Source organism: Pseudomonas sp. SDO52101_S400 (assembly GCF_054071635.1).
In genome coordinates, this window is sequence record NZ_JBSVWF010000027.1 from 53,532 (window position 1) to 78,215 (window position 24,684).

The following is a 24,684-nucleotide window of genomic DNA, read 5'->3' on the forward strand; positions in this document are numbered from 1 at the left end:
AGTCCGGAGCGGGGCCTTGTTCGTTACCGGGCTTACGCTTACGAGGCCGTTACGCCATGACCGATACCGAAGTAAAGGCGCCAAAGATCGAATTTCCGCAGGTTGATTATCCGGTTAAGGTGATCAGCGACACGGGCGTCGGCAATAAAGACAAGATCATCGACATCGTCAAGAAACACGCCAAGATCAACGATGAGCGTGTGGACGAGCGTCAAAGCAGCAACGGCAAGTACACCACCATTCAGTTGCACATTGTCGCGACCGACCAGGATCAGCTGTACAACATCAACAGCGAACTGCGTGCGACCGGATTCGTGCACATGGTGTTGTGATGTCCGGCACGCTGGGCTTTCGCGAGCTTGGCCAGATGACTTACGAGCCGGTCTGGCATGCCATGCAACGCTTTACCAACGAACGCGGCAGTGATGCCGCCGACGAAATCTGGCTCGTCGAACACCCGCCGGTGTTCACCCAGGGCCAGGCCGGCAAGGCCGAACACCTGCTGCTGCCGGGGGATATTCCGGTGGTGCAGGTCGACCGTGGCGGGCAGGTGACCTACCATGGCCCCGGCCAATTGGTGGCGTACCTGCTGCTTGATGTGCGAAAACTGGGTTTTGGCGTACGCGACCTGGTCACGCGCATGGAGCGGTGCCTGATCGAACTGCTGGCCAGCTATGGTGTGACCGCTGTGGCCAAGCCAGATGCTCCCGGCGTCTATGTCGATGGAGCGAAAATCGCTTCTCTGGGTTTGCGGATTCGCCACGGTTGTTCCTTTCATGGGCTGGCCTTGAACGTGGACATGGACCTGGAACCGTTTCGACGGATTAATCCCTGCGGCTACGCCGGGCTGGCGATGACCCAGCTGAGCGATCACGCAGGATCGATTGAATTTGCCGAGGTAAGTGCCCGGCTGCGCGCGCAGCTCGTCAAACACCTCGACTATGCTGAGCAGACGACCCTGACGGGCGGAATCGACTGATATGACTACTGATGCAGTGCAAACCATGATCCCGACGCTCGACGTGACCGAGCGCCCGGCCCCGCGTCCCAAGGTTGAAGCGGGCGTCAAGCTGCGCGGCGCCGAGAAGGTTGCACGCATCCCGGTGAAGATCATTCCGACCACCGAACTGCCGAAGAAACCCGACTGGATCCGCGTGCGCATCCCGGTTTCGCCGGAAGTCGACCGCATCAAGAGCCTGCTGCGCAAGCACAAGCTGCACAGCGTCTGCGAAGAAGCGTCCTGCCCGAACCTGGGCGAGTGCTTCTCCGGCGGCACCGCGACCTTCATGATCATGGGTGACATCTGCACCCGTCGTTGCCCGTTCTGCGACGTGGGTCATGGCCGTCCGAAACCACTGGACGTCAACGAGCCGGAAAGCCTGGCCATCGCCATTGCCGACCTGAAGCTCAAGTACGTGGTGATCACCTCGGTTGACCGCGATGACCTGCGTGACGGCGGTGCCCAGCACTTTGCCGACTGCATCCGCGAAATCCGCAAGCTGTCGCCGAACGTGCAGCTCGAGACCCTGGTCCCGGACTACCGTGGCCGCATGGACATCGCCCTGGAAATCACTGCTGCCGAGCCGCCGGATGTGTTCAACCACAACCTGGAAACCGTGCCGCGCCTGTACAAGGCTGCGCGTCCGGGTTCGGACTACCAGTGGTCGCTGACCCTGCTGCAACGCTTCAAGCAGATGATGCCGCACATTCCGACCAAGTCCGGTCTGATGCTGGGTCTGGGCGAGACTGACGAAGAAGTCATCGAAGTCATGAAGCGCATGCGCGAACACGACATCGACATGCTGACCCTTGGCCAGTACCTGCAACCGTCCCGCAGCCACTTGCCGGTGCAGCGTTTCGTGCACCCGGACACCTTCGCCTGGTTCGCCGAGGAAGGTTACAAGATGGGCTTCAAGAACGTCGCGTCCGGCCCGTTGGTGCGTTCTTCGTACCACGCCGACGAGCAGGCGAAACTGGTCAAGGCCGAGCTGCTCGGTTCCTGATTCAGCGCTGAATGAGAAAATGCCCGCCGGGGTTTACCGCCCGGCGGGCATTTTTTTGCCCGGCCTACACTCGTTACTGATTTTTCCTGCAACCTGCGGCGCGGTGGAGCCTCTTCTGTTTGTCGCCGTTCCTGACTACTGTGTGAGCATGACTTCACACAGGGAGATCCATGGATGACCGTTCGACCTACCCACACCCTTTTTCCGCACAAACCTGTGCCGGCGCTGCCGTCGGAAGGGCTGATAGGCGTCATTGCGCCAGCCGGCCCCGGCGCTCTGGACACCGAAAAGGCCGTTCAGTGGATGCGCGCCCGAGGTTACGGTTTGCGGGTGTTCCCTGGCGTCTACGAGAAGGATGGCTATCTGGCCGGCAGCGACGAAGTGCGGCTCAACGATCTGCACGCGGCGTTCGCTGACGAAGAGGTCGATGCAATCATTTGCCTGCGGGGTGGTTATGGCACCCCAAGGTTGCTCGACCGGATCGATTACGACCTGCTCAGTCGCCATGCCAAGCCCTTCGTCGGTTACAGCGACATCACCGCGCTGCATCTGGCCATCAGTCGCTACGCAGGCTTCGTGACCTTTCACGGCCCTCTATTGAATGCCGATCTGCTGGGGGACAAGGAGCCGCCGACGGTGACGTCGTTCTTCGCCATGCTGCGCGGGCAGTTGAAGGCCGGCAGTGTACTGAGTCATCCGGTGGCTTATCCATTGACCACGGTTGAGCCCGGCATTGCCCACGGGCGTCTGCTGGGCGGCAATCTGGCGATGATCGCCGCGACCTTGGGCACGCCTTACGAAATCGATGTCGAAGGGGTGATTCTGCTCATCGAGGATGTCAACGAGCCGCTGTATCGGATCGACCGCTTGCTGACCCAGATGCGTCTGGCGGGAAAACTGGCCAGATTGCGCGGCGTGTTGGTCGGGGATGTGGCGGGCGTGGATACCGAGGCCTTGAACCGTTTACTCAAGCAGACCTTTGAACCGTTGCGGATTCCAGTGCTGGCGGGCTGGCGCAGCGGGCATTGTGATCCGAACCTGACGTTGCCGATGGGCGCGCTGGTCCGACTGGATGCGGGGACGAAAGAGTTGATGCTGGAGCAGGATGTAGTCACCAGACGATAGGTTTTTCATCGTCTGTGAGTCAGTCATCGCGGGCAAGCCCGCTCCCACAAAGTTTATGGTGTACACAGATATTGTGATCACCACCGGACCTGTGGGAGCGGGCTTGCCCGCGATGCTTTTACTGGTTACGCAGGCTTTCCAGCAGCTTATGCGTCGGATAGCCATCCGCCGGCCAGCCAAAGGACTGCTGTGCACTGCGGATCGCCTTGCGCGTATTGGCGCCGATGATGCCATCAGCGGTGCCCGCGTCGTAGTTGCGCGCGGTCAGCAGGTTCTGCAGTTCGATCCTTTCGGTGCGGCTCAACGGCAGGTCATCTTTTGGCCAGGTGCCATTGATCAGGCCGGCACCGTTGAAGCGTTCGGACAACAGGCTGACGGCCAGGGCATAGGACGACGAGTTGTTGTACTTGAGGATCGCCCGGAAGTTGTCGAGGATCAGGAACGCCGGGCCACGATAGCCCGCCGGCAGCAGCAGGGCAGCCGACAACTGCTCGGAGCCAGCCGGTGCCTGGCCACCGTTGGGCAGGATCACACCCAGTTGCCGCCATTCGGCGACACTTTTGCGAATCGCACCGTCGGCCAGGGTGTAGTTGAAACCGCTCGGCAGTTGCACTTCGAAGCCCCACGGCTGGCCACGCTGCCAGCCGGAGCTTTGCAGGTAATGCGCGGTAGAGGCCAGCGCATCGGCCGGGCTGCCCCAGATGTCTCGGCGACCGTCACCGTCGAAATCCACCGCGTGGGTGTTGTAGGTGGTCGGGATGAACTGCGTCTGGCCCATGGCGCCGGCCCAGGAGCCGAGCATTTTCTCTGGCGTGATATCGCCCTGTTGCAGGATTTGCAGCGCCGCGATCAGTTGCGCGTGGGCAAAGCCCGGGCGGCGGCCTTCATAGGCCAGGGTCGCCAGGGAGTTGATCACCGACTTGGTGCCCTGGAACTGGCCGAAATTGCTTTCCATCCCCCACACCGACACCAGCGCCTGGCGATCGACGCCATAGCGTTGCTCGATGCGTTGCAGGATGTCGGCGTACTGGTTGATCAGCGCCTGGCCTTTGCGCACGCGCAGCGGCGACAGGGCACCATCCAGGTATTCCCACACCGGCCGGGCGAACTCTGGCTGGCTGCGGTCGGCACGGATCACGCTGGCGTCGAAACTGACGTTGGCAAAGGCGCGATCGAAGACGTCGGCACGAATGCCGGCGGCCAGGGCGTCCTTGCGAAAGCCTGCCTGCCACTCGGCGAATGTCTGGGTCGGTTGCAGGTCGAGATCATCCCCGGACGGCACTACCGGCGGAATGATCGCAGGGGCCGTGGCAACAGGAGCGGTCTGAAGCGGTTGCGCGTCGGCGGCGGTGGGTTTCTCCGCGCAGGCGACAAGCAGTATGAAACTTGTGGCAGCGATCAGTTGGCGAACGGGCCAACGACGGGAAAGACTGAGGGGCATGCACAGGTCCAGGGGATACGAATCAGGTGCAGACCTTAACATGAGGAAGGGGTGCTGCGCTTCAAGCGGCCAGAAAGTAAGAAGCCTCCCAGCTGTCAGACTGGAAGGCTTCGCGGCGGTAGCTGCCTTTACCCTTGGTTGGTCGTTCCTGGCGGCTGCGGAACAGGGGTTGGGCGACGATGGATTTGGCCTTGTTATGGCCATGTTTCGATGGCTTTTTGCTCATGAGGGTTCTCGCGAGTGAGTGGGTTTTGCGCGGCAAATGATCTGCCGATGTCGAGCGTCTGTCTATAGGACGGAAGGCGGGATGTTCTGTAGGAAACGGTCTGTACAAAAAAACGGGATCGCAGTGTGCGATCCCGGGTTTCATTCGGCAGGTAACGTCAGACGCTGACCGGCCATCAACAGCGCCAGCCGACTGAGGCTCATCCATGGTGAGCCGGCTGCCTGACCCTTGATCTGCGCATCGATGCGCTGGGCTTCGAGCAACAATTGCGCCCAGCGTTGCGCCGAGTAGCGTTGCAGGGCTTTGCTCATCAGCGGTTTGCGCTTGTCCCAGACCGGCGGTTTAGCCTGACTGAAGCACTTGTCCAGCGGCGTGCCCTGGCTGTATTGCAATGAGATATTAGCCAGCAGGCGCAGCTCCCGGGCCAGGGCCCAGAGGATCACCGGCGGCTCGACCCCTTCGCCGCGCAGCCCTTCGAGCATGCGCAGTGCGTGAGCAGGTTCACCGTTGAGCACTGCATCGGTCAGGCCGAACACGTCAAAACGCGCACTGTCGGCCACGGCGGCCTGCACGGTTTCGACGCTGATCTGCCCACCCTCGGCCATCAGCTTGAGCTTCTCGATCTCCTGCGCAGCAGCGAGCAGGTTGCCTTCGACTCGCGCGGCGATCAATTCGACGGCGTCCTGACTGGCTGACAACCCAGCCTGGGACAGGCGTTGGCGAATCCAGCTCGGCAACTGGTTGGCGTCAACCGGCCAGATCTGGATGAACTGGGTCTGCTGACCCTCGACCAGCGCCTTGCCCCACTTGGTCTTCTGCGCGCTGCCGTCCAGCTTGGGCAAGCTGATCAGCAGCACCGTGTCTTCGGCGGGGCGCGAGCAGTATTCGATCAGTGCGGCAGCGCCCTTGTCACCGGGCTTGCCGGAGGGCAGGCGCAGTTCCAGCAGACGCTTTTCAGCGAACAGCGACATGCTGGCGCCGGCCTGCAGCAACGTACCCCAATCGAAATTGGCGTCGGCGGCGAAGACCTGGCGTTCGTCGAACCCTTGCTGACGGGCAGCGGAGCGAATGGCGTCGGCAGCTTCCTGACACAGCAGCGGGTCATCGCCGCTGATGATGTAGACCGGCGCGAGGGCGCCTTGCAGGTGTTTGCCGAGTTGGGCGGGAGCGAGCTTCATAAGAGACGGCGAACGGGGCGCCTGAGCGCCCCGAACGTCTTACTGCTTAGGCAGTTCGAGCGGCGACTGACGCGGGGTTTCCGCTTCAGCCTTCTGCGCCGCTTCCAGGGCGTCGGCTTCTGCCTTGGCCCGGTCATTGGCAGCTTTTTGCAGGGCGTCCAGCTGAGCCGGAGTCAGCTGTTGCAGGCGCAGTATCATGCGCTGTACCAGCTCACGACGTGTTTCGGCGCGTGCATCGTTGGCTTCCTGATCGGAACCCACCAGGTTGTTGCCGTCGTGGATGAATACCTTCTGCACTTCAAGCTTGTCGCTTTTGAGCAGCAGGTCTTTTTCGCCACGGATATCGTAGTTGAGCACGGTGCTCACCTGATATTCGCCGGTACGGCCTGCGCCGGCGTAGCTGAGGATACGCTGGTTCTCTTGCTCATCAGCCAGGTAAAGCTTGTACGGCGCACCGGAGACAATCTTGACGCCGCTGGCCTCCAGCACCTGACGCAGTTGGGTGACGGTTTCGCCGTAGGCGTTGCGGGCGCTCAGGTCGAGCTCCTTGATCGCCAGTTCGGTGGTGCCGGTGCCGCGCAGCTGGAAACCACAGGCGCTCAACAGGACGGCGAGGCCCATCACCAGCAGATTGCGTTTGATCATTGTGTTGCTCCCCTTGAAACCATGTGGGCCGACCCTGCGGCCCGAAAGGTTTTACAGGGCGCCAGGCAAAACCCGGCGCCCGATCCAATTAGCTGGCGACGATATTGACCAGTTTCCCGGGCACTACGATCACTTTGCGAATAGTCAGGCCGTCGACGAAGCGCAGCACGTTTTCGTTGGCACGGGCCGCGGCTTCGACTTCTTCACGGGTTGCGGCAGCCGGCATTTCGATCTGGCCGCGCAGCTTGCCGTTGACCTGGATGACCAGGGTCAGGCTGTCCTGCACCAGTGCGCTTTCGTCCAGCACCGGCCAGCCTGCGTCGATCACAGGATCGGCGTGACCCAGGCGATTCCACAGCTCGTGGCTGATGTGCGGCGTGATTGGCGCCAGCAGCAGCGTCACGGTTTCCAGGCCTTCCTGAACCAGTGCGCGATCCTGTTCGGTTGCCTGCGCGGCTTTTTCCAGCACGTTCATCAGCGTCATCACCTGGGCGATGGCGGTGTTGAATTTGTGGTTCTGGCCGACGTCATGGCTGGCCTGCTTGATCGCCTGGTGAATCGCACGACGAATGACTTTCTGTTCGTCATTCAGGCTGGCGACGTCCAGTTTGCCCGGCAGGCCCTGAGTGACGTGGGCCTGAGCCAGACGCCAGACGCGCTTGAGGAAGCGGTGCGAGCCTTCCACGCCGGAGTCGGACCATTCCGCGCTCATGTCAGGTGGCGAAGCGAACATCATGAACAGACGGCAGGTGTCGGCGCCGAACTGATCGATCATCGATTGCGGGTCGACGCCGTTGTTCTTCGACTTGGCCATCTTCTCGGTGCCGCCGATTTCCACCGGCAGGCCGTCGGCGATCAGCTTGGCGCTGATGACCTTGGCCTTGCTGTCGCGCTCGAGTTCCACGTCCGCCGGGTTGAACCAGGTGTAGGCACCGTTGGCTTCACGACGATAGTAAGTCTCGGCGACCACCATGCCCTGGGTCAGCAGGTTCTTGAACGGCTCGTTGGAGCTCACCAGGCCTTCGTCACGCATCAGCTTGTGGAAGAAGCGCGCGTAGAGCAGGTGAAGAATGGCGTGTTCAATGCCGCCGATGTACTGATCCACCGGCAACCAGTGGTCGGCCGCGGTTTTTTCCACCAGGCCGCCTTCGAAGTGCGGCGAGGCGTAACGGGCGTAGTACCAGGACGACTCGACGAAAGTATCCATGGTGTCGGTTTCACGCTTGGCAGGCTGGCCGCATTTCGGGCAGCTGCACTCGTAGAACTCGGGCATGCGCGCCAGCGGCGAACCGGCGCCGTCCGGCACCACGTCTTCCGGCAGGACGACCGGCAGTTGATCTTCCGGCACCGGCACGTCACCGCAGGCATCGCAGTGGATGATCGGGATCGGGCAGCCCCAGTAGCGCTGACGGCTGATGCCCCAGTCACGCAGGCGGAACTGGGTGCGAGAGGCACCGAGGTTTTTCTTGATCAGGGCGACTTCCATGGCGTCGAACGCGCCGGCGAAGTCCAGGCCGTCGAACTCGCCGGAGTTGATCAGCGTGCCGTGCTCGCCGTAGGCGTCCTGCCACGGAGCAGGGTTGGTTTCACCGGAACTGGTACGAACCACGGATTTGACCGGCAGGTTGTACTTGTGGGCGAACTCGAAATCGCGCTCGTCGTGAGCCGGCACAGCCATGACCGCGCCATCGCCGTAGTGCATCAGCACGTAGTTGGCGACCCACACCGGCAGTTTTTCACCGGTCAGCGGGTGCTCGACGAACAGGCCGGTCGGCAGGCCTTTCTTCTCTTGAGTGGCGACGTCGGCTTCGGCGACGCTACCGCCCTTGCATTCGGCGATGAACGCTTGCAGCTCAGGGTTGTTCTTCGCAGCGAGAGCAGCCAGGTGGTGTTCGGCAGCCACGGCAACATAGGTTGCGCCCATCAGGGTGTCCGGACGGGTGGTGAAGACTTTCAGGGTGCCGCTTTCGCCGATCGAATCGACGTTGTACGGGAACTGCACTTCCATCCCGCGGGACTTGCCGATCCAGTTGCGCTGCATGGTCTTGACCTGTTCCGGCCAGCCGGTCAGTTCGTCGAGACTTTCGAGCAGCTCATCCGCGTAGGCGGTGATCTTGAAGTAGTACATCGGAATTTCGCGCTTTTCGATCAGCGCGCCGGAACGCCAGCCGCGACCGTCGATCACCTGCTCGTTGGCCAGAACGGTCTGGTCGATCGGGTCCCAGTTCACCGTACCGTTCTTGCGGTAGATCACGCCTTTTTCGAACAGGCGGGTGAACAGCCATTGTTCCCAGCGGTAGTAGTCCGGCTTGCAGGTGGTGACTTCGCGGGACCAGTCCACCGCCAGGCCCAGGCTGCGCAGCTGGGATTTCATGTAGGCGATGTTTTCGTAGGTCCACTTGGCCGGGGCCACGTTGTTCTTCATCGCGGCGTTTTCCGCCGGCATGCCGAAGGCGTCCCAACCCATCGGTTGCAGAACGTTCTTGCCGAGCATGCGTTGGTAGCGGGAGATCACGTCGCCGATGGTGTAGTTGCGCACGTGCCCCATGTGTAGCTTGCCGCTGGGGTAAGGGAACATCGACAGGCAGTAGTAAGTCTCCTTGCCTGGCTGTTCACTGACTTCAAAGGACTTTTGCTCGTCCCAGAACGACTGGGCGGCGGCTTCGATTTCACGGGGCTGATATTGTTCGTGCATGGCTACTTTTGTACTGGATAGGGGTGGCCTAATCCTCTTCAATGCGACATCCGGAGCGGGCCGGACGGGCTGGAAGTGGAGTTACAGGAAGCGCCGTAGCATACATGACCGCGCTTGGCCTAGGGAAACCCTGATTGCAGCCGTTTGACCGGGCAAAATCGCGGCGAGGGCCGTTGGTCGCGGCGTGCAGCCGGTTTGTGCAGCGAAGCTAAGCTCTAACTGGGGAGTGAGTCTTATCTTCAATGAGGTGAGGGATGGTGGAGTCACAGCAAAAAAACGTTACCAAACCCGAGTTGTACGAGCGGTTGATCGATCGTCTGGGGATGGCTCTGGACGCTGCGAAAACCGCTGGCCGGCTGCGCGACGAGCGCCCCCTGGAGCTGGAATTGCGTGGCTTGAGCCCCGCCGAGTTCGAACTGGTCAAGGCCTATCTGGATCGCAGTGAGCGTGAAACCCACGGATACCTGTCACAGGCAGTGAAGCAACTCGATGCAACCCATTCGGCCAAAGTCATCTGGCTCAAGGACAAGGCACCCGGCAGAGACACCGTCAAGGTTCGCACTCTGCAGGCCAAGTAAACGCATGGCAGGTCAAAAAACGGATCTTTTTCAGCGGATCCGACCCTACTGGTTGTCGCGCTGTATTAACCCACTTAGGCTTCGGGCATCTCTGGAGATGTCCGATGCCTTTTCGTTATTTCATTAAACAACTTCTATTGCCGCCCGGCCTTCTCTTGTTGCTGTTGCTCGTCGCCTGGTGGTTGCGACGTTCGCGGCCGCGACTGGCGGGGCTGTGCTTTGCCCTGGGTTTTGGCGGTTTCCTGCTGATGAGTCTGCCGGTGGTCGTGCAATGGGGCGCCAAGGCTCTGGAGCGCGAGCCGCCGCTGGCCCGGGAAGACTGGACAAGCCTTGCGCAACGCGCGGACGCCATTGTGGTGCTGGGCTCCGGTCGCGAGCGCGGCGATCTGGCCTGGGGCGAAGATCAGCCGACTGGAGTAGGTCTCGAACGACAGCGTTATGCAGCACGGTTGGCCAAGGCCTCGGGGTTGCCGATTCTGACCAGCGGTGGCCTGCATTACGGTACGCCACCGACCGAAGCCAAGCTGATGGCCGACTCCCTACGCGATGATTTCGGTGTGACGGTGCGTTGGCAGGAAGGGGAAAGCCGCACCACGTGGGAAAACGCTGCTTTCAGCGCCAAAATACTGCTGCCGCAAGGCGTCAAACGCATCGTGCTGGTGACCCAGGCGTGGCACATGCCGCGTGCGGTGTGGAGTTATCAACAGGCAGGATTCGAAGTGGTGCCGGCACCGGTCGGTTTCCTGGGCACTGACAATGCCCGGCCGTTTGGCGGCTGGATGCCGGAGTTCAAGTCGATCTGGCAGAGCGGACAGTTGTTGAACGAGGCGGTGGGGCAGATCGGCTATTCGTTGTTCTACCGAGGGGAAGACAGCGCCGACTGATCACTCCCGCGCAGAACGCGGGAGTGAGCGGGTTTTCAGAGGGTCTTGGATATCCGGTTGGTCATCAGCGCCCAGCCAAACAGCACAACGCACAGGATGATCAACGGCCACGAGCGCCATTGCAGATACGGCGTCAGGTTATGCATCGGCACCACTTCGCCGTAGAGCACGCCTTGTTCGAACTGCGGAATGCGCTCGGTGATCTGCCCGAACGGGTTGATCAGGCCGGTCACGCCGTTATTGGTCGCACGAATCATCCAGCGCCCGGCTTCAAGGGCGCGCATCTGCGCCATCTGCAAGTGTTGCAGCGGGCCGATCGAGGTGCCGAACCAGGTGTCGTTGCTGATGGTCAGCAGCAGATCGCTGCGTGCTGCCAGGCTGGCGGCGAATTCCGGGTACACCACTTCGTAGCAGATGAACGGTGCAATCTGGTAACCCTTGGCCTGCAATAGCGCCTGATCGGAAGGACCACGAGCGAAATCGGACATCGGCAGATCGAAGAACGCGATCAGCCCGCGCAGGATGTCCTGCAACGGTACGTACTCGCCGAAAGGTACGAGTTTCTGCTTCAGGTACGTGCCATCGCCTTCGCCGACCACGGTGATGCCGTTGAAGAAGCGCTTCTCGTGACGCACTGTCTGGCGGATCGGCACGCCCGTGATCAGCGCCGATTTACGCTCGGCGGCGAAGTTGCCCATCATGTTCAGGTAGCCCTCGGCGGACTCCTTGAGCACCGGCACGGCGGTTTCCGGCCAGATCAGCAGGTCCACCGGTTTCGAACGGAAGCTCAGGTCGCGGTACAGCGCCAGTTGCGCATTGAGCTCGGCCGGGTCCCATTTCATGCTTTGCGCGACGTTGCCCTGAATCGCGGCGACGCTCAGCGGTGCGCCGGCAGGGCTGGTCCAGGCGTGGCCCTTCAGCGCGATGCCCGCCACCCACGGCCCGACCAGCAACAGCAGGCCGGCGGCGATAAAACCTTTGCGACCGGTCTGCAGCAGGCGCGGTGCGTTGTAGATCAGTGCAGCTGTCAGCGCCAGGACAAACGACACCAGCCACATCCCGCCCAGCGGCGCGAGTCCGGCCAGCGGGCCATCGAGCTGGCTGTAACCGGAATACAACCACGGGAAACCGGTGAGGAACCAGCCACGAAACGCTTCCTGGCCTACCCACAACGCAGCGAAGGCCAGGGCATCGGCCAGCGGTGCCTCGTTGCGACGCAACCAGCGCGCCCAGAGCCAGGCGGGCAGGGCGAAGAACCAGGCAATGGCCGCCGTGAAAATCAGCATCAGGAACCCGGCCAGCAGCACCGAAGCACCGCCGAAATGGTGAATGCTGTAGTAGATCCAGCTGGTGCCGGCGCCGAACAGGCCGAAACCGAAGCACCAGCCACGGCCGAGAGCCTGGCGCGGGCTCAGCTCGCGCAGGCCGGCATAGAACAGGCCGACAGCCAGCAGGGCCAGCGGCCAGAGATCGAATGGTGCCAGAGCGAAGGTGGTGATTGCACCGGCCGCCACGGCCAGCAGATTACCGGGCCAGCCGGGGCGGGTTGTCCAGCGCATTTCAGTCCTTAAATTTACCGGGCGATTGGCGTGAGTCGCAGCAAGTGAATCCGACGGCTGTCGGCGTTCAGGATGCGGAAACGATAGGCGCCGATTTCAGTGATTTCGTTGCGTTTTGGCAAGTGCCCGAACGCGCTCATCACCAGCCCGCCGACGGTATCGAACTCGTCGTCGGAGAATTCGCTGTCGAAGAACTCGTTGAAGTTCTCGATCGGCGTCAGGGCCTTGATCAGGAAATCACCGCTGGGCAGCGGCTTGATGTAGCTGTCTTCTTCGACGTCGTGCTCGTCTTCGATGTCGCCGACGATTTGCTCAAGCACGTCTTCGATGGTCACCAGACCGGCCACGCCGCCGTATTCGTCGATGACGATGGCCATGTGGTTGTGGTTGGCGCGGAACTCGCGCAGCAACACGTTCAGACGCTTGGACTCCGGCACGAAGGTGGCCGGGCGCAGCAGGTCCTTGATGTTGAAGCTGTCGCCGTTCTCCTTGAGGATCAGCGGCAGCAGATCCTTGGCCAGCAGCACGCCCATCACGTCGTCATGGCTTTCGCCGATGACCGGGTAGCGCGAGTGGGCCGAGTCGACCACGGCAGGGAGGAATTCGCGGGGTGTCTGGGTCGCCTTGATGCTGATCATCTGCGAGCGCGGCACCATGATGTCGCGTACTTGCAGGTCAGCCACCTGAATGGCGCCTTCGACGATGGCCAGCGCTTCGCTGTCCAGCAGTTTGTTCTGATGTGCATCGCGCAGCAGCTCCAGCAGCTCCTGGCGGTTCTTCGGCTCGTGGGCAAAAGCCTGGGTCAGTTTACCCAGCCAGGACTTCTGCCCGTTGCTCGATCGATCTTCGCTCATAGCGATTACTCTGAATCCTTTGTTGTAACGATAGGGGATGTTTCGGTTTCGTCGTCCGCGTACGGATCGGGATAACCCAATTCGGCAAGCAACTCGCGTTCCAGTGCTTCCATTTCCTCGGCTTCCTCGTCATCTATATGGTCGTAACCAAGCAGATGCAAGCAGCCGTGAATGACCAGATGTGCCCAGTGGGCCTTTAGTTCCTTGCCCTGTTCGGCCGCTTCGCGCTCGACCACCGCCACGCAGATCACCAGATCGCCCAGCAAGGGAATGTCGAGAAACTCGTCGGGCACTTCGGCGGGAAAGGACAGCACGTTGGTCGCGTAATCCTTGTGGCGCCAGGTGTGATTCAGTTCGCGGCCTTCTTCCTCGTCGACCAGACGAATGGTCATTTCCGAATCGGCCGTGCGCTGGCGCAGGGCCAGTTCGCACCATTGGCGGAATTCGGCTTCGGTCGGCGCAGACGCTTCGGTCGCGATTTGCAGGTCAAGCTCAAGCATCGTGGCGAGTGTCCTTTGGCGCTTCATCAGCGACACGCGTCTCGAAGCGCTCGTAGGCTTCGACGATGCGTTGCACCAGCGGGTGGCGCACCACGTCTTTTGGCTGGAAGTGCGTGAAGCTGATACCCGGCACATCCTTCAGGACTTCGATGACATGGTGAAGTCCGGATTTGGTGCCGCGCGGCAGGTCGACCTGAGTGATGTCGCCGGTGATCACGGCCGTGGAGCCGAAACCGATCCGGGTCAGGAACATCTTCATCTGCTCGACGGTGGTGTTCTGGCTTTCGTCGAGAATGATGAAGCTGTTGTTCAGCGTGCGACCGCGCATGTAGGCCAGTGGCGCAACTTCGATCACCTGACGCTCGATCAGCTTGGCCACGTATTCGAAGCCGAGCATTTCGTAGAGAGCGTCGTAGAGCGGGCGCAGGTACGGGTCGATCTTCTGGGACAGGTCGCCGGGCAGGAAGCCGAGTTTTTCACCCGCTTCGACCGCCGGACGCACCAGCAGGATGCGGCGGATCTGCTCGCGTTCCAGGGCATCCACGGCGCAGGCCACAGCCAGGTAGGTCTTGCCGGTACCGGCCGGACCGATGCCGAAGTTGATGTCGTTGCCGAGGATTTCCTTCACATAGCGCAGCTGATTCAAGCCACGAGGGCGAATCATGCCTTTCTTGGTGCGCAGGGCGACGGAGGCTTCGGCGGGGGCGTGGTTGTCGAGTTGTTCGACGGCCGATTCCTGGAGAAACAGGTGAACCGTATCCGGCGACAGCTCTGAACCCTTGGTTTCCCGGTACAGGCGGCGAATCAGGTTTTCCGCGGAAGTGGTGAGCTTGGGTTCGCCGATCAGTTCGAACTGATTGCCGCGGTTGCGGATCTCGATGGCCAGGCGCTGTTCGATCAGGCGCAGGTGCTCGTCGAACTGCCCGCACAGATTGGCGAAGCGGCGAGCCTCAAAAGGCTCGAGGATAAAACGATGAGGTTCTATGGGTGCGTTCAAGGTCGTATTTAGCCGCCCTGGGGCAATTAGGATGAAATCAAGGATAACGCCAGTGGCGTGGGTGCGAAAGCTCTTAAATAAATGCAGTTCCTGTGGGAGCGAGCCTGCTCGCGATGGGCGTGATGCGGTTCATCTGACAAACCGCGTCATCGTTCATCGCGAGCAGGCTCACTCCCACAGTTGAACAGTAGTGTTACTGGATCAGCGAGCCGCGCAGCGAGTGCGGTTGTGCCGCATCGATGTGCACGTCGGCGAACTGGCCGATCAGGGTCGGATTATCGCAGCGGAAGTTGACGATACGATTATTCTCGGTACGCCCTTGCAGCTCGCCCGGGTCTTTCTTCGAATAGTCGGTCACCAGAATCCGCTGGATCGAACCGACCATTTGTCGGCTGATCTCGAAACCTTGCTGGTTCAGACGGTGCTGCAAGGCGTTCAGGCGTTCTTTCTTCAGTTCTTCAGGGGTGTCGTCGGCCAGATCGGCAGCCGGGGTGCCCGGGCGCTGGCTGTAGACGAACGAATAAGAGAAGTCGAAACCGACGTCGGCAATCAGCTTCATGGTCTGTTCGAAGTCTTTCTCGGTTTCCCCCGGGAAGCCGACGATGAAGTCCGAGCTGATGCAGATGCCCGGTACGGCGGCGCGCAGTTTGCGCAGCTTGGACTTGTACTCCAGTGCGGTGTGGTTGCGCTTCATCGCGGCCAGGATCCGGTCCGAACCGGACTGCACCGGCAAGTGCAGGTGCTTGACCAGTTCCGGCACGTCGGCGTGGGCCTGGATCAGGCTGTCGGAGAACTCCAGCGGATGGGAGGTGGTGTAGCGGATGCGGTCGATGCCGTCGACAGCGGCTACAACACGGATCAACTCCGCCAGGTCCGCGAGGCGACCGTCGTGGGTCAGCCCGCGATAACCGTTGACGTTCTGCCCGAGCAGGGTCACTTCACGCACGCCGTTTTCAGCCAGGTGAATGATCTCGGCGATCACGTCGTCGAACGGCCGGCTGACTTCTTCGCCGCGGGTGTAAGGCACCACGCAGAATGTGCAGTACTTGCTGCAGCCTTCCATCACCGACACGTAGGCGCTTGGGCCATCGATGCGTGGCTCGGGCAGGTGATCGAATTTTTCGATTTCCGGGAACGAGACGTCGACTTGCGGCAGCTTGCTGATGCGTGCAGCGTCGATCATTTCCGGCAGGCGGTGCAGGGTCTGCGGGCCGAACACCACGTCGACGTACGGGGCGCGATCACGGATTGCCGCACCTTCCTGGCTGGCCACGCAACCGCCGACGGCGATCACCATGTCCGGGTTAGCCAGTTTCAGTTCGCGCCAGCGGCCGAGCTGGGAATACACCCGGTCCTGGGCGCGTTCGCGGATCGAGCAGGTGTTGAGCAGGATCACGTCGGCATCTTCGGCGCGCGCCGTGACTTCCAGGGCCTGGTGTTCGCCCAGCAGATCGACCATGCGCGAGCTGTCGTACTCGTTCATCTGGCAACCGTGGGTTTCGATGTAAAGCTTCTTGGCCATGGAGTAGGGTCGTCACGTGGTTCAAAGAACCGCGCATTATAGGGAACATGTCCCCAGGTTCCTACCGTTGCGCGTCCAGTGGCTATGCTATAGTTCGCGCCCTCATTTTTACCCCGATGTGTTGTCCGCCCGCCATGACCAAACGCGAAGCTCCAATCTACAAGGTAATTTTCCTCAACCAGGGCCAGGTGTTCGAAATGTACGCCAAGCAGATCTATCAAAGTGATCTGTGGGGCTTCCTGGAAGTGGAAGAGTTCGTCTTTGGCGAGCGCACCCAAGTGGTTGTCGACCCGAGCGAAGAGAAGCTCAAGGCGCAATTCGAAGGCGTGGTGCGCAGCTTTGTGCCGATGCATTCGATCGTGCGCATCGACGAAGTGGAACGTCTCGGTACGCCAAAAATCAGCGAGGCTCGCGGTGCGGTCGGCAATGTGATGCCGTTTCCGGTGCCGATGCCCGAGAAGTAAGCGAGGCGGGGAAAGGGATTACGGAAGCGGCGAGAACGGCGTACGTCCGTCGGCGCTCTGCAGTTCCATCAGGTATTTACGGAAAATTTGCCCGAGTACCTGGGTCGCGGTTTCCAGGTCTTCGCGGGGCATTTTCTCGGCGACTTCGTCTGCGGTGTCCAGAGCGTCTTCGGCGCCGTTGACCGCCGCCATCTTCAGCACGATGTAAGCCTGAATGTTGTTGGCCTGCACGCCTTCACCGTGGAAGAACATGGTACCGAGCTTGAATTGCGCCTGGGCGTGGCCTTGCAGCGAGGCCTTTTCGAAATAGCTCAGGGCTTGATTGAGGTCGCGCGGCGCATTCTTGCCGTCGTAGTAGAACTCACCCAACTCGTATTGCGCTTGCGCATCCCCTTCATCCGCTGCCTTTTGGCAGGCGGCGAGAGCCTGCGTGACATCTTGCGGCTGAGTATTGAGGGTGCAACGACCCATCGCCGGGATCAACAACGAGTTGCCGCCTGCTTGTGCATGTGCGAGCAGTGGCTGAAGGAGCAACAGGCAGCCCAAGGCAAGGGTGCGGCCGGTGCGGTTCATGAGAATCGACTTACCTCTGAAGGGCGCGCGGACCCGTCGAGGGATCCAATAAGCGCGCATTATGAAATAAGCAGGGCCAACCTTACAAAGTCTTTACTCGATTTTCTGCTGTGTGGGGAATATATCACCCGGTTTGCGGGAGATTTTTGGCAGAAGCGTCGGAGAAAGCGCTGGAATGTAGGTGAAAGCTGACGCTGGCAATGGCCAACGTCAGCGATCAAGCCATTATTTCAGTTTGGCGAACGCACGCTCGGCAGCGTCGAGGGTCAGTTTCAGCTCCGCTTCGCCGTGGGCGATCGAGGTGAAACCGGCTTCGAATGCGCTCGGTGCCAGGTACACGCCACCTTCGAGCATCAGGTGGAAGAAACGACCGAACAGCGCAGCATCGCTGGCCATCACGTCTTCGAAAGTAACAATGTCGTCAGCGCCGCTGAAGTACAGACCGAACATGCCGCCGGCCTGAGTCGTCACGAACGGAATGCCCGCCGCGTCGGCGCGCTGCTGCAGACCGTCGAGCAGGCGAGTGGTGTAGTCGGTCAGTTCTGCGTGGAAGCCCGGGCGGCTGATCAGGCGCAGGGTGGTCAGGCCGGCGGCCATCGCCAGCGGGTTGCCCGACAAGGTGCCTGCCTGATAAACCGGGCCCAGCGGTGCGATGCGCTCCATGATCGAACGCTTGCCGCCGAAGCAGCCGACCGGCATGCCGCCGCCGATGATCTTGCCGAAGGTGGTCAGGTCCGGGGTCACGCCGTAGTAAGCCTGGGCACCGCCGAGAGCAACGCGGAAACCGGTCATCACTTCGTCGAAAATCAGCACCACGCCGTGCTTGTCGCACAGGCTGCGCAGGCCTTCGAGGAAACCCGGTGCCGGCGGCACGCAGTTCATGTTGCCGGCAACCGGCTCGACGATGATGCACGCGACATCCTGGCCGACTTCAGCGAGCATTTTTTCAACGGCGTCGATGTCGTTGAACGGCAGGGTCAGGGTGTGTTTGGCGAACGCCGCTGGCACGCCGGCCGAGCTTGGCACGCCCTGGGTCAGTGCGCCGGAACCGGCCTTGACCAGCAGGCTGTCGGAGTGACCGTGGTAGCAGCCTTCGAACTTGATGATGCTGTCGCGGCCGGTGAAACCACGGGCCAGACGGATCGCGCTCATGGTCGCTTCGGTGCCCGAGCTGACCATGCGCACCATCTCCATCGACGGCACCAGTGAGCAGACCAGGTCGGCCATCTCGGTTTCCATCGCGGTCGGCGCACCGTAGGACAAGCCGTGTTGCAACTGATTGCGCACAGCGTCCAGCACGTCAGGATGGCTGTGGCCGAGGATCATCGGGCCCCAGGAACCGACGTAATCCACATAACGCTTGTCGTCTTCGTCAGTGACGTAGGCGCCTTCGGCGTGTTTGAAGAACAGCGGCGTGCCGCCGACGCTCTTGAACGCGCGAACCGGCGAGTTCACGCCACCGGGAATGTGTTTCTGGGCGTTGGCAAACAGGGTTTCGGAACGAGACATGATCGGGCTCTCAAAAATCAGGATTTGAACAATTCGTTGAATGCGCGGGCGCGACGGGTCACTTCGGCGGTGCTGTCGGCGCCGAACAGGCCATGGACCACGGCCAGCAGATCGACACCGTGGGCCACCAGTGGCGCGGCGTTGTCGAGGGTGATGCCGCCGATCGCGCAGATCGGCAGGTGCAGCGTGCGTTTGGCCTCGTCCAGCAGATCGAGGCTGCAGGTCGGCGCACCGGGTTTGGTGTTGGAGTTGAAGAAGCGACCGAAGGCGACGTAACTCGCGCCTTCCTTGGCGGCTTGTTCGGCCAGTTCAAGTTGCGCGTGGCAGGTCGAACCGATGATCGCCTTGGAACCGAGCAGGGCACGGGTCGGCGACAACGGGCCGTCGGTCTGGCCCAGGTGTACGCCGACGTTCAGGCGTGCGGCCAGTTCGGCGTCATCGTTGATGATCAGTTGGGTCTTGTAGCGTTCGCACAGATCACGCAAGGCCTCGGCCTCACGCAAGCGCCGGGCTTCGTCGCTGCTTTTGTCGCGGTATTGCAGCAGGGTGACGCCGCCTTCCAGCGCCGCCTCCACGTACGGCAGGAACTTGCCGGCCAGCAACGGACCGTCGGTAATGGCGTACAGGCCACGTAGTTTCATCAGGCAGACCTCACGACGTTACGAGCAGAAATCCAGCGGCAGACGACGTGGCACGAACTGGCCTTTGCCCAGCTGTTCGGCATCGCGCAGGGTGCGCCAGGTGTAATCCAGCGCGGTACGCACGGCGCTGGCAAGGTTTTCGCCCAGTGCCAGGCGGCCGGCGAGGGTGCTGGCCAATGTGCAGCCGGAACCATGGTAGCTGCCGGGCAGACGCTGGCACTTGAAGGTTTCGCGCAGGCCGTCGCGACTGTAAAGGCGATTGTGGATTTCGGTTTCGTCGCCGTGACCGCCGGTGATCAGCAGGTTCTTGATGAACGGCAGGAGTTTTTCAGCGCACTCGTCCGCGGTGCCTTCTGGCAGTTCGGCGAGGATCCGGGCTTCGGGAAGGTTGGGGGTAGCGATGATCGACAGCGGCAGCAGGCGTTCGCGCATGGCGTAGCCGACTTCGTCCTTGCCCAGGCGTCCGCCGCCACCGGCGCGCAGCACCGGGTCGCAGACCACCGGCAAGTGCGGGTGCGCCTGAAGCAGTTCGACAACGGTGTCGACCATTTCCAGGGAACCGAGCATGCCCAGTTTCACTGCCGCGACTTCGGAATCGTTGAGTACGGCATTGGCCTGGGCCAGTACCCACTCACGGTCGAGGACGCGAAAGTCAGTGACGTTGACCGTGTCTTGCACGGTCAGGGCGGTGACGGCCGGAGCCGCATGGCAACCCTGAGCGAGCAGGGCTTCGATATCTGCCTGCAAGCCGGCGCCACCACTGGGGTCGTGGCCGGAGAGACAGAGGACAACGGGGCGTGAGCTGTAGATATTCATGGTGCGCGAGCTTACCACCAAACCTGTTTTTCGGGTGTTGCGGCGCAGCATGCGGCCGATAACCTCGATAGTCGGATCTGCAGCCGTTGCCACAATCTGACCGAGCCAACAGCTCTAGTCCGGCGTTTTGCTCTGGAACGCCCGTTCTAGAGCCTTTGTAGGAAAAATTTCCATGGTGCTCAATGGCCATCAACGGCTATGCTAGAGTGGATCCAAACCAATAACAGGTAATACCGGTTTTACGTCTACTCAAAGGGAATGGGGGGCTTCCTGACACAACCGGACAGGCCACGCTGGGGCTTCAATGCGCTATTTGTTGATGTTGCTGTTCTGTTTGCCCCTCCTGGCAAACGCCGTCGAATTCGACGAGTTCACCCAGAGCCTCCCACTGGGTCGATCCCTGGAAGTGTTCGAAGACCCGAGCGGTCAGGCGAACATTGCCGACGTCCGCGCGCAAGCTGCTGCCGGACAATTCAAAAAACACGATAAAGCCACGCTGAATGCCGGTTATTCGCGCTCGGCGTTCTGGCTGAAGATCGACCTGCATTACCGCCCGAGCAATCCGGCGGCGCAGCGTACCTGGCTGCTGGAGCTGGCCTACCCGCCGCTCGATCACCTTGACCTGTATCTGCCCGATGCCTCTGGCGACTATCGTCTGGTGCGCCAGACCGGGGATGCGTTGCCGTTCGCCAGTCGCGAGATTCGGCAGAACAACTACCTGTTCAACCTCACGTTCAAGCCTGACCAGCAACAGACCGTTTATTTGCGGCTGTCCAGTGAAGGCTCGATCCAGGCGCCGGTGACATTGTGGTCCAGCACCGCCTACCTCGAAGACCAGCCGGTGCGCCTGTACGTGCTGGGCCTGATTTATGGTGTGCTGCTGGGGATGCTGGTCTACAACCTGTTCATCTACCTCAGCGTGCGCGACACCAGTTACCTCTATTACATCTTCTATATCGGCTCGTTCGGCCTGTACCAGTTGTCGGTCAATGGCGCGGCGGTGGAGTATTTCTGGCCTGACAACCCGTGGTGGGCCAACGCCGCCACGCCATTTTTCATTGGTTGCGCGGGGCTGTTCGGCAGCCAGTTCGCCCGCAGTTTCCTGCAGACCAAGAACCACAGCCGCTGGCTCGACCGTTTGTTGATTGCCCTGATTGCCTTCGGCGCACTGGTGATGGGCCTCTCGCTGATGACCAGTTATGCCTTGGCCCTGCGTCTGGCGACGACGCTGGCGTTGATCTTTACCGTGGTGATCTTCGCCGCCGGGATCCTTGCCTGGTGGCGCGGTCTGCGGGTGGCGCGCTACTTCATCATTGCCTGGTCGGCGTTTCTGCTCGGCGGGATCGTCAACACGATGATGGTCCTGGGGTTGCTGCCGAACGTGTTCCTGACCATGTACGCCAGCCAGATCGGCTCGGCCATCGAGGTCGCGCTGCTGTCCCTGGCGCTGGCCGACCGCATCAACGCGATGCGTGAGCAACAGGCGCAGACCCTGTTCGACGCCGGCCAGAAACTCGAAGTGCTCAACCAGCAACTGGCCCACAGCAACAAGCTCAAGGACGAGTTTCTTGCGACCCTGACCCACGAACTGCGCACGCCGATGAACGGCGTGATCGGCTCGCTGGAACTGATGCAGACCGTCGAACTGGACCCGGAACTGGAGCAATACCAGCAAACCGCCGCCGGTTCGGCGCGGGACATGATGCGCATGGTCAACGGCATCCTCACGCTGACCGAATTGCAGGCCGGCAAGCTCAAGGCGACGCCGGGCAGTTTCAGCCTGCGAGCGGTGGTCGAGGCGCTGCGCGTGCAGTTCGATGGCAACGCCTCGAGCAAGTCGCTGGACTTCAAGGTCGACGTGCTGCCGACCCTGCCGGATCGCCTGCACGGCGACAGCGCCAAACTCGCGCAATGCCTGGAATGCCTGCTGGACAACGCGATCAAGTTCACCCGCGTCGGTGGCCTTGCACTGCGGGTTACCGGCAAACCGTCGACGGACAATCGCCTGGCGCTGTCGTTTGCGGTGATCGACACCGGCATCGGCTTTACCGATCTGGGTGAAGCCACGATGTATCAGCGCTTCTTCCAGCTCGACGGTTCGATGACCCGCGAATACGGCGGCCTGGGCGTGGGGCTGGCGATCTGCCGACAATTGGTGGAATTGCTCGGCGGCAAGCTGACCCATCGCTCCGAGCCGGGTCGCGGCAGTCGTTTTCAACTGGACGTCGAGTTTGAGTTGCCGGCCGTCGAAGCCGCGCCGACGCTTGTTCGCGATGCCATACGCGCACCGCAGGACTGCACGGTGTTGCTGGTGGACGACAACAGCGTCAATCAACTGGTGATGCGCGGGATGTTGCTCAAGCTCGGTTTCCGCGTGCGCACCGCCGACCACGGTTCCGCAGTCATCGAATGCCTGCAACGCGAGCCGTTCGACGCGGTGCTGATCGATTGCCAGTTGCCGCCGCTCGATGGCGCGTCGTTGTGTTGCCAGATCCACGACTTGCCGGGATGCGCCAGCCTGCCGGTGTTCGTGATCGCGCTGGGGGCCGATCGAGAGCATTGCGCTTCCGGCGGTTCGATCGACTACCTGAGCAAACCGGTGAAATTCGAGGACTTGCAGGTCGCAATGCAGCGCCGGGTGTTGAGTTGCTAGCAGGGTGAAAGCGCCGGCATTTAGGCCGATATGACACTTTGATCGGTCCGGGGGCGGTGCTTAACTGAAGCTCTGGCCGATCAAGGAGCCCCGTCATGAACCTGCATCAGTTCGCCGAAACCCACGAAGTCACCAACCAGCCTCCGTCGCTGGACGGCACCAACCTGTACCGCATCGACCTGCCGTTGCAGGAGTGGTCGCGGCGGTTCGGCGCTGGCTGGGCCGAGTCGAGGATCGACGCCTACGGCGCGCTGGCCGGCGGGCCGCTGATGGAGGCCGGGTTCCTTGCCAACCAGAACAAACCGGTGTTCGCCAGCCATGACCGCTATGGCCATCGCATCGATCTGGTGGAGTTTCATCCGGCGTATCACCAGCTGATGCGCACGGCCATCGAACATGGCCTGACGTCTTTGCCATGGGCTCATCCACAGGACGGCGCCCATGTTGCCCGCGCCTCCATGAGTTATCTGCACAGCCAGGCCGAAGCCGGCAGCGGTTGCCCGTTGACCATGACCTTCGCCAGTGTGCCCGCGCTGCGTTTGCAACCGGACCTGGCCGAACAATGGCTGCCGAAAATCCTCGCCACCGAATACGACCCGCGCAATGTCGGCATGGCCCACAAGGCTGGCGTGACTATCGGCATGGCGATGACCGAGAAACAGGGCGGCACCGACGTGCGGGCCAACACCACCAAGGCTTATCCGGTCGGCGCCAGTGGCCCGGGCCAGGCTTATGAACTGGTGGGCCACAAGTGGTTCTGTTCGGCGCCGATGTGCGATGCGTTCCTGACGCTGGCGCAGACCGACAAGGGCCTGACCTGTTTCCTGCTGCCGCGCCATCGCCCGGACGACACACGCAATCAGTTCTACATCCAGCGCCTGAAGAACAAACTCGGCAACCAGTCCAACGCCTCGAGCGAAGTGGAATTCCGAGGCGCACTGGCGTGGATGGTCGGTGAAGAGGGGCGCGGCGTGCCGACCATCATCGAGATGGTGGCCATGACCCGTTTCGACTGCATGGTCGGCTCCAGTTCGCTGATGCGTCAGGCACTGACCCAGGCCAGCCATCACTGCGCCCACCGCAAGGTCGGCGGCAAATTGCTCAGCGAACAACCGCTGATGCAGAACGTGCTGGCCGATCTGGCGCTGGAAAGCGAAGCCGCGCTGGCCCTGAGCCTGCGCATGGGCAAGGCGCTGGATCATCTGGACGATCGCCATGAGGCGCAGTTCGCCCGACTGGTGACGGCGGTGGGCAAATACTGGATCTGCAAACGCGCGCCAGCCATGATCAACGAAGCCGCCGAATGCATGGGCGGCGCGGGTTATGTCGAGGAGAGCATCCTGCCGCGGCTGTACCGCGAAGCCCCGGTGAACTCAACGTGGGAAGGCTCCGGCAATGTGCAATGCCTCGATGTGTTGCGCGCACTGTCGAAAGAGCCGGGTGTGCTCGATGTGCTTTTCAACGAACTGGGCGATGGCCATGGCGATAAACGGCTGGCCGCGCATATCCAGCAATTGCAGGCGTCGTTCAAGGACACCGGCGACATTCAGTATCGGGCGCGGCAACTGACCGAAGACATTGCTCTGGGGCTGCAAGCGAAGCTGTTGCTGGAGGCCGGGAATTCGGCAGTCAGTGATGCCTTTATTGCCAGTCGCCTGAGCGGTGGCGGCCGGGCCTATGGTGCTTTGCCGCGAGGCCTTGATGTTGAAGCCATCGTCGCCCGTTCCACCCCGCAAGGTTTCTGAAGCAAATCTCTCAAACACTGCAAAACCCTGTGGGAGCGGGCTTGCCCGCGAAGATGCCGGCACATTCAACATCGAG

Annotated in this window: 23 protein-coding genes; 9 read left to right on the top strand and 14 right to left on the bottom strand. The window is 61.4% G+C overall.

Annotation, left to right across the window (positions count from 1 at the left end; genetic code table 11):
- The first annotated feature begins 56 nt into the window (after positions 1–56).
- The 4 genes from ACW9HX_RS15365 (at position 57) to ACW9HX_RS15380 (ending at position 3,128) form a co-directional block, all read left to right on the top strand.
- Complete coding sequence (locus tag ACW9HX_RS15365) at positions 57–332, top strand: DUF493 domain-containing protein (protein WP_007958664.1); 276 nt, start codon at positions 57–59, stop codon at positions 330–332.
- Entirely contained in the window at positions 332–979 is a 648-nt protein-coding gene (gene lipB, locus ACW9HX_RS15370) for a lipoyl(octanoyl) transferase LipB (protein ID WP_457381283.1), read from the top strand. The genes ACW9HX_RS15365 and lipB overlap by 1 nt, the downstream gene beginning before the upstream one ends.
- Before the next feature lie 25 nt (positions 980–1,004).
- Positions 1,005–2,003: a lipoyl synthase gene (gene lipA, locus ACW9HX_RS15375; RefSeq protein ID WP_160768663.1), complete on the top strand. Its 999-nt coding sequence runs from the start codon at positions 1,005–1,007 to the stop codon at positions 2,001–2,003.
- Between the two features lie 174 nt (positions 2,004–2,177).
- Complete coding sequence (locus ACW9HX_RS15380; RefSeq protein WP_457381284.1) at positions 2,178–3,128, top strand: S66 peptidase family protein; 951 nt, start codon at positions 2,178–2,180, stop codon at positions 3,126–3,128.
- A 118-nt stretch (positions 3,129–3,246) separates the two neighbouring features.
- Here the strand turns inward: ACW9HX_RS15380 and ACW9HX_RS15385 are convergent, their stop codons facing one another.
- The 5 genes from ACW9HX_RS15385 to leuS all read right to left on the bottom strand — a co-directional run bounded on the left by ACW9HX_RS15385 (position 3,247) and on the right by leuS (position 9,313).
- Positions 3,247–4,569: a lytic murein transglycosylase gene (locus tag ACW9HX_RS15385; protein ID WP_457381285.1), complete on the bottom strand. Its 1,323-nt coding sequence runs from the start codon at positions 4,567–4,569 to the stop codon at positions 3,247–3,249.
- 61 nt (positions 4,570–4,630) lie between these two features.
- On the bottom strand, positions 4,631–4,795 hold the full coding sequence (gene arfA / locus ACW9HX_RS15390; protein WP_007958672.1) for an alternative ribosome rescue factor ArfA: 165 nt from the start codon (positions 4,793–4,795) through the stop codon (positions 4,631–4,633).
- Positions 4,796–4,935: 140 nt separating this feature from the next.
- Positions 4,936–5,973: a DNA polymerase III subunit delta gene (gene holA / locus ACW9HX_RS15395; RefSeq protein ID WP_096820791.1), complete on the bottom strand. Its 1,038-nt coding sequence runs from the start codon at positions 5,971–5,973 to the stop codon at positions 4,936–4,938.
- A 39-nt stretch (positions 5,974–6,012) separates the two neighbouring features.
- The gene (lptE, locus tag ACW9HX_RS15400; protein WP_457381286.1) at positions 6,013–6,618 is read right to left on the bottom strand and encodes an LPS assembly lipoprotein LptE; all 606 of its coding nucleotides are present in this window, start codon (positions 6,616–6,618) and stop codon (positions 6,013–6,015) included.
- 88 nt (positions 6,619–6,706) lie between these two features.
- Positions 6,707–9,313: a leucine--tRNA ligase gene (gene leuS / locus ACW9HX_RS15405; RefSeq protein ID WP_457381287.1), complete on the bottom strand. Its 2,607-nt coding sequence runs from the start codon at positions 9,311–9,313 to the stop codon at positions 6,707–6,709.
- 254 nt (positions 9,314–9,567) lie between these two features.
- Here leuS and ACW9HX_RS15410 point away from each other — a divergent pair, with 254 nt between their 5' ends.
- Positions 9,568–9,891 carry a hypothetical protein gene (locus tag ACW9HX_RS15410; protein ID WP_457381288.1) on the top strand — a complete coding sequence of 108 codons (324 nt, stop codon included), beginning with the start codon at positions 9,568–9,570 and terminating at the stop codon, positions 9,889–9,891.
- 104 nt (positions 9,892–9,995) lie between these two features.
- Positions 9,996–10,775 (top strand): YdcF family protein, encoded by a 780-nt coding sequence (locus ACW9HX_RS15415; protein WP_457381289.1) that lies wholly within the window; start codon positions 9,996–9,998, stop codon positions 10,773–10,775.
- 35 nt (positions 10,776–10,810) lie between these two features.
- Here ACW9HX_RS15415 and lnt read toward each other — a convergent pair whose 3' ends face one another.
- The 5 genes from lnt to miaB all read right to left on the bottom strand — a co-directional run bounded on the left by lnt (position 10,811) and on the right by miaB (position 16,207).
- Positions 10,811–12,334, bottom strand: coding sequence for an apolipoprotein N-acyltransferase (gene lnt, locus ACW9HX_RS15420; RefSeq protein WP_457381290.1), 1,524 nt, complete (start codon positions 12,332–12,334; stop codon positions 10,811–10,813).
- 14 nt (positions 12,335–12,348) lie between these two features.
- Entirely contained in the window at positions 12,349–13,188 is an 840-nt protein-coding gene (locus tag ACW9HX_RS15425) for an HlyC/CorC family transporter (RefSeq protein WP_007909641.1), read from the bottom strand.
- Between the two features lie 5 nt (positions 13,189–13,193).
- Complete coding sequence (ybeY, locus tag ACW9HX_RS15430) at positions 13,194–13,688, bottom strand: rRNA maturation RNase YbeY (RefSeq protein WP_085712270.1); 495 nt, start codon at positions 13,686–13,688, stop codon at positions 13,194–13,196.
- Positions 13,681–14,685 carry a PhoH family protein gene (locus tag ACW9HX_RS15435; RefSeq protein WP_007958684.1) on the bottom strand — a complete coding sequence of 335 codons (1,005 nt, stop codon included), beginning with the start codon at positions 14,683–14,685 and terminating at the stop codon, positions 13,681–13,683. Before ACW9HX_RS15435 ends, ybeY begins: the two co-directional genes overlap by 8 nt.
- Before the next feature lie 193 nt (positions 14,686–14,878).
- Entirely contained in the window at positions 14,879–16,207 is a 1,329-nt protein-coding gene (gene miaB / locus ACW9HX_RS15440) for a tRNA (N6-isopentenyl adenosine(37)-C2)-methylthiotransferase MiaB (RefSeq protein WP_015096961.1), read from the bottom strand.
- Between the two features lie 134 nt (positions 16,208–16,341).
- Here miaB and ACW9HX_RS15445 point away from each other — a divergent pair, with 134 nt between their 5' ends.
- A complete protein-coding gene (locus ACW9HX_RS15445; RefSeq protein ID WP_077045543.1) occupies positions 16,342–16,671 on the top strand; it encodes a DUF1820 family protein in 330 nt (109 codons plus the stop codon).
- A gap of 18 nt (positions 16,672–16,689) precedes the next feature.
- On the opposite strand, the gene ACW9HX_RS15450 is transcribed toward ACW9HX_RS15445, so the two are convergent.
- The 4 genes from ACW9HX_RS15450 to ACW9HX_RS15465 form a co-directional block, all read right to left on the bottom strand.
- Positions 16,690–17,244 carry a tetratricopeptide repeat protein gene (locus ACW9HX_RS15450; protein WP_285418355.1) on the bottom strand — a complete coding sequence of 185 codons (555 nt, stop codon included), beginning with the start codon at positions 17,242–17,244 and terminating at the stop codon, positions 16,690–16,692.
- 225 nt (positions 17,245–17,469) lie between these two features.
- Positions 17,470–18,753 carry a glutamate-1-semialdehyde 2,1-aminomutase gene (gene hemL / locus ACW9HX_RS15455; protein ID WP_064599654.1) on the bottom strand — a complete coding sequence of 428 codons (1,284 nt, stop codon included), beginning with the start codon at positions 18,751–18,753 and terminating at the stop codon, positions 17,470–17,472.
- A gap of 17 nt (positions 18,754–18,770) precedes the next feature.
- Complete coding sequence (gene thiE / locus ACW9HX_RS15460) at positions 18,771–19,394, bottom strand: thiamine phosphate synthase (protein ID WP_457381291.1); 624 nt, start codon at positions 19,392–19,394, stop codon at positions 18,771–18,773.
- 18 nt (positions 19,395–19,412) lie between these two features.
- Positions 19,413–20,210 carry a hydroxymethylpyrimidine/phosphomethylpyrimidine kinase gene (locus tag ACW9HX_RS15465; RefSeq protein ID WP_039771996.1) on the bottom strand — a complete coding sequence of 266 codons (798 nt, stop codon included), beginning with the start codon at positions 20,208–20,210 and terminating at the stop codon, positions 19,413–19,415.
- Positions 20,211–20,514: 304 nt separating this feature from the next.
- Between ACW9HX_RS15465 and ACW9HX_RS15470 the strand changes: the two genes are divergently transcribed.
- The gene (locus ACW9HX_RS15470; RefSeq protein WP_457381292.1) at positions 20,515–22,863 is read left to right on the top strand and encodes a 7TM diverse intracellular signaling domain-containing protein; all 2,349 of its coding nucleotides are present in this window, start codon (positions 20,515–20,517) and stop codon (positions 22,861–22,863) included.
- 95 nt (positions 22,864–22,958) lie between these two features.
- The gene (locus ACW9HX_RS15475; protein ID WP_457381293.1) at positions 22,959–24,608 is read left to right on the top strand and encodes an acyl-CoA dehydrogenase family protein; all 1,650 of its coding nucleotides are present in this window, start codon (positions 22,959–22,961) and stop codon (positions 24,606–24,608) included.
- The last annotated feature ends 76 nt before the right edge of the window (positions 24,609–24,684 follow it).

Coding starts and splice junctions, on each gene's coding strand:
- arfA (WP_007958672.1), bottom strand. CDS start 4,795: ATGAGCAAAAAGCCATCGAAACATGGCCATAACAAGGCCAAATCCATC.
- ACW9HX_RS15410 (WP_457381288.1), top strand. CDS start 9,568: ATGGTGGAGTCACAGCAAAAAAACGTTACCAAACCCGAGTTGTACGAG.
- thiE (WP_457381291.1), bottom strand. CDS start 19,394: ATGAAACTACGTGGCCTGTACGCCATTACCGACGGTCCGTTGCTGGCC.
- ybeY (WP_085712270.1), bottom strand. CDS start 13,688: ATGCTTGAGCTTGACCTGCAAATCGCGACCGAAGCGTCTGCGCCGACC.
- lipB (WP_457381283.1), top strand. CDS start 332: ATGTCCGGCACGCTGGGCTTTCGCGAGCTTGGCCAGATGACTTACGAG.
- ACW9HX_RS15470 (WP_457381292.1), top strand. CDS start 20,515: ATGCGCTATTTGTTGATGTTGCTGTTCTGTTTGCCCCTCCTGGCAAAC.
- ACW9HX_RS15415 (WP_457381289.1), top strand. CDS start 9,996: ATGCCTTTTCGTTATTTCATTAAACAACTTCTATTGCCGCCCGGCCTT.
- ACW9HX_RS15425 (WP_007909641.1), bottom strand. CDS start 13,188: ATGAGCGAAGATCGATCGAGCAACGGGCAGAAGTCCTGGCTGGGTAAA.
- ACW9HX_RS15365 (WP_007958664.1), top strand. CDS start 57: ATGACCGATACCGAAGTAAAGGCGCCAAAGATCGAATTTCCGCAGGTT.
- ACW9HX_RS15465 (WP_039771996.1), bottom strand. CDS start 20,210: ATGAATATCTACAGCTCACGCCCCGTTGTCCTCTGTCTCTCCGGCCAC.
- holA (WP_096820791.1), bottom strand. CDS start 5,973: ATGAAGCTCGCTCCCGCCCAACTCGGCAAACACCTGCAAGGCGCCCTC.
- ACW9HX_RS15450 (WP_285418355.1), bottom strand. CDS start 17,244: ATGAACCGCACCGGCCGCACCCTTGCCTTGGGCTGCCTGTTGCTCCTT.
- hemL (WP_064599654.1), bottom strand. CDS start 18,753: ATGTCTCGTTCCGAAACCCTGTTTGCCAACGCCCAGAAACACATTCCC.
- ACW9HX_RS15385 (WP_457381285.1), bottom strand. CDS start 4,569: ATGCCCCTCAGTCTTTCCCGTCGTTGGCCCGTTCGCCAACTGATCGCT.
- miaB (WP_015096961.1), bottom strand. CDS start 16,207: ATGGCCAAGAAGCTTTACATCGAAACCCACGGTTGCCAGATGAACGAG.
- lipA (WP_160768663.1), top strand. CDS start 1,005: ATGATCCCGACGCTCGACGTGACCGAGCGCCCGGCCCCGCGTCCCAAG.
- lptE (WP_457381286.1), bottom strand. CDS start 6,618: ATGATCAAACGCAATCTGCTGGTGATGGGCCTCGCCGTCCTGTTGAGC.
- lnt (WP_457381290.1), bottom strand. CDS start 12,334: ATGCGCTGGACAACCCGCCCCGGCTGGCCCGGTAATCTGCTGGCCGTG.
- leuS (WP_457381287.1), bottom strand. CDS start 9,313: ATGCACGAACAATATCAGCCCCGTGAAATCGAAGCCGCCGCCCAGTCG.
- ACW9HX_RS15475 (WP_457381293.1), top strand. CDS start 22,959: ATGAACCTGCATCAGTTCGCCGAAACCCACGAAGTCACCAACCAGCCT.
- ACW9HX_RS15380 (WP_457381284.1), top strand. CDS start 2,178: ATGACCGTTCGACCTACCCACACCCTTTTTCCGCACAAACCTGTGCCG.
- ACW9HX_RS15445 (WP_077045543.1), top strand. CDS start 16,342: ATGACCAAACGCGAAGCTCCAATCTACAAGGTAATTTTCCTCAACCAG.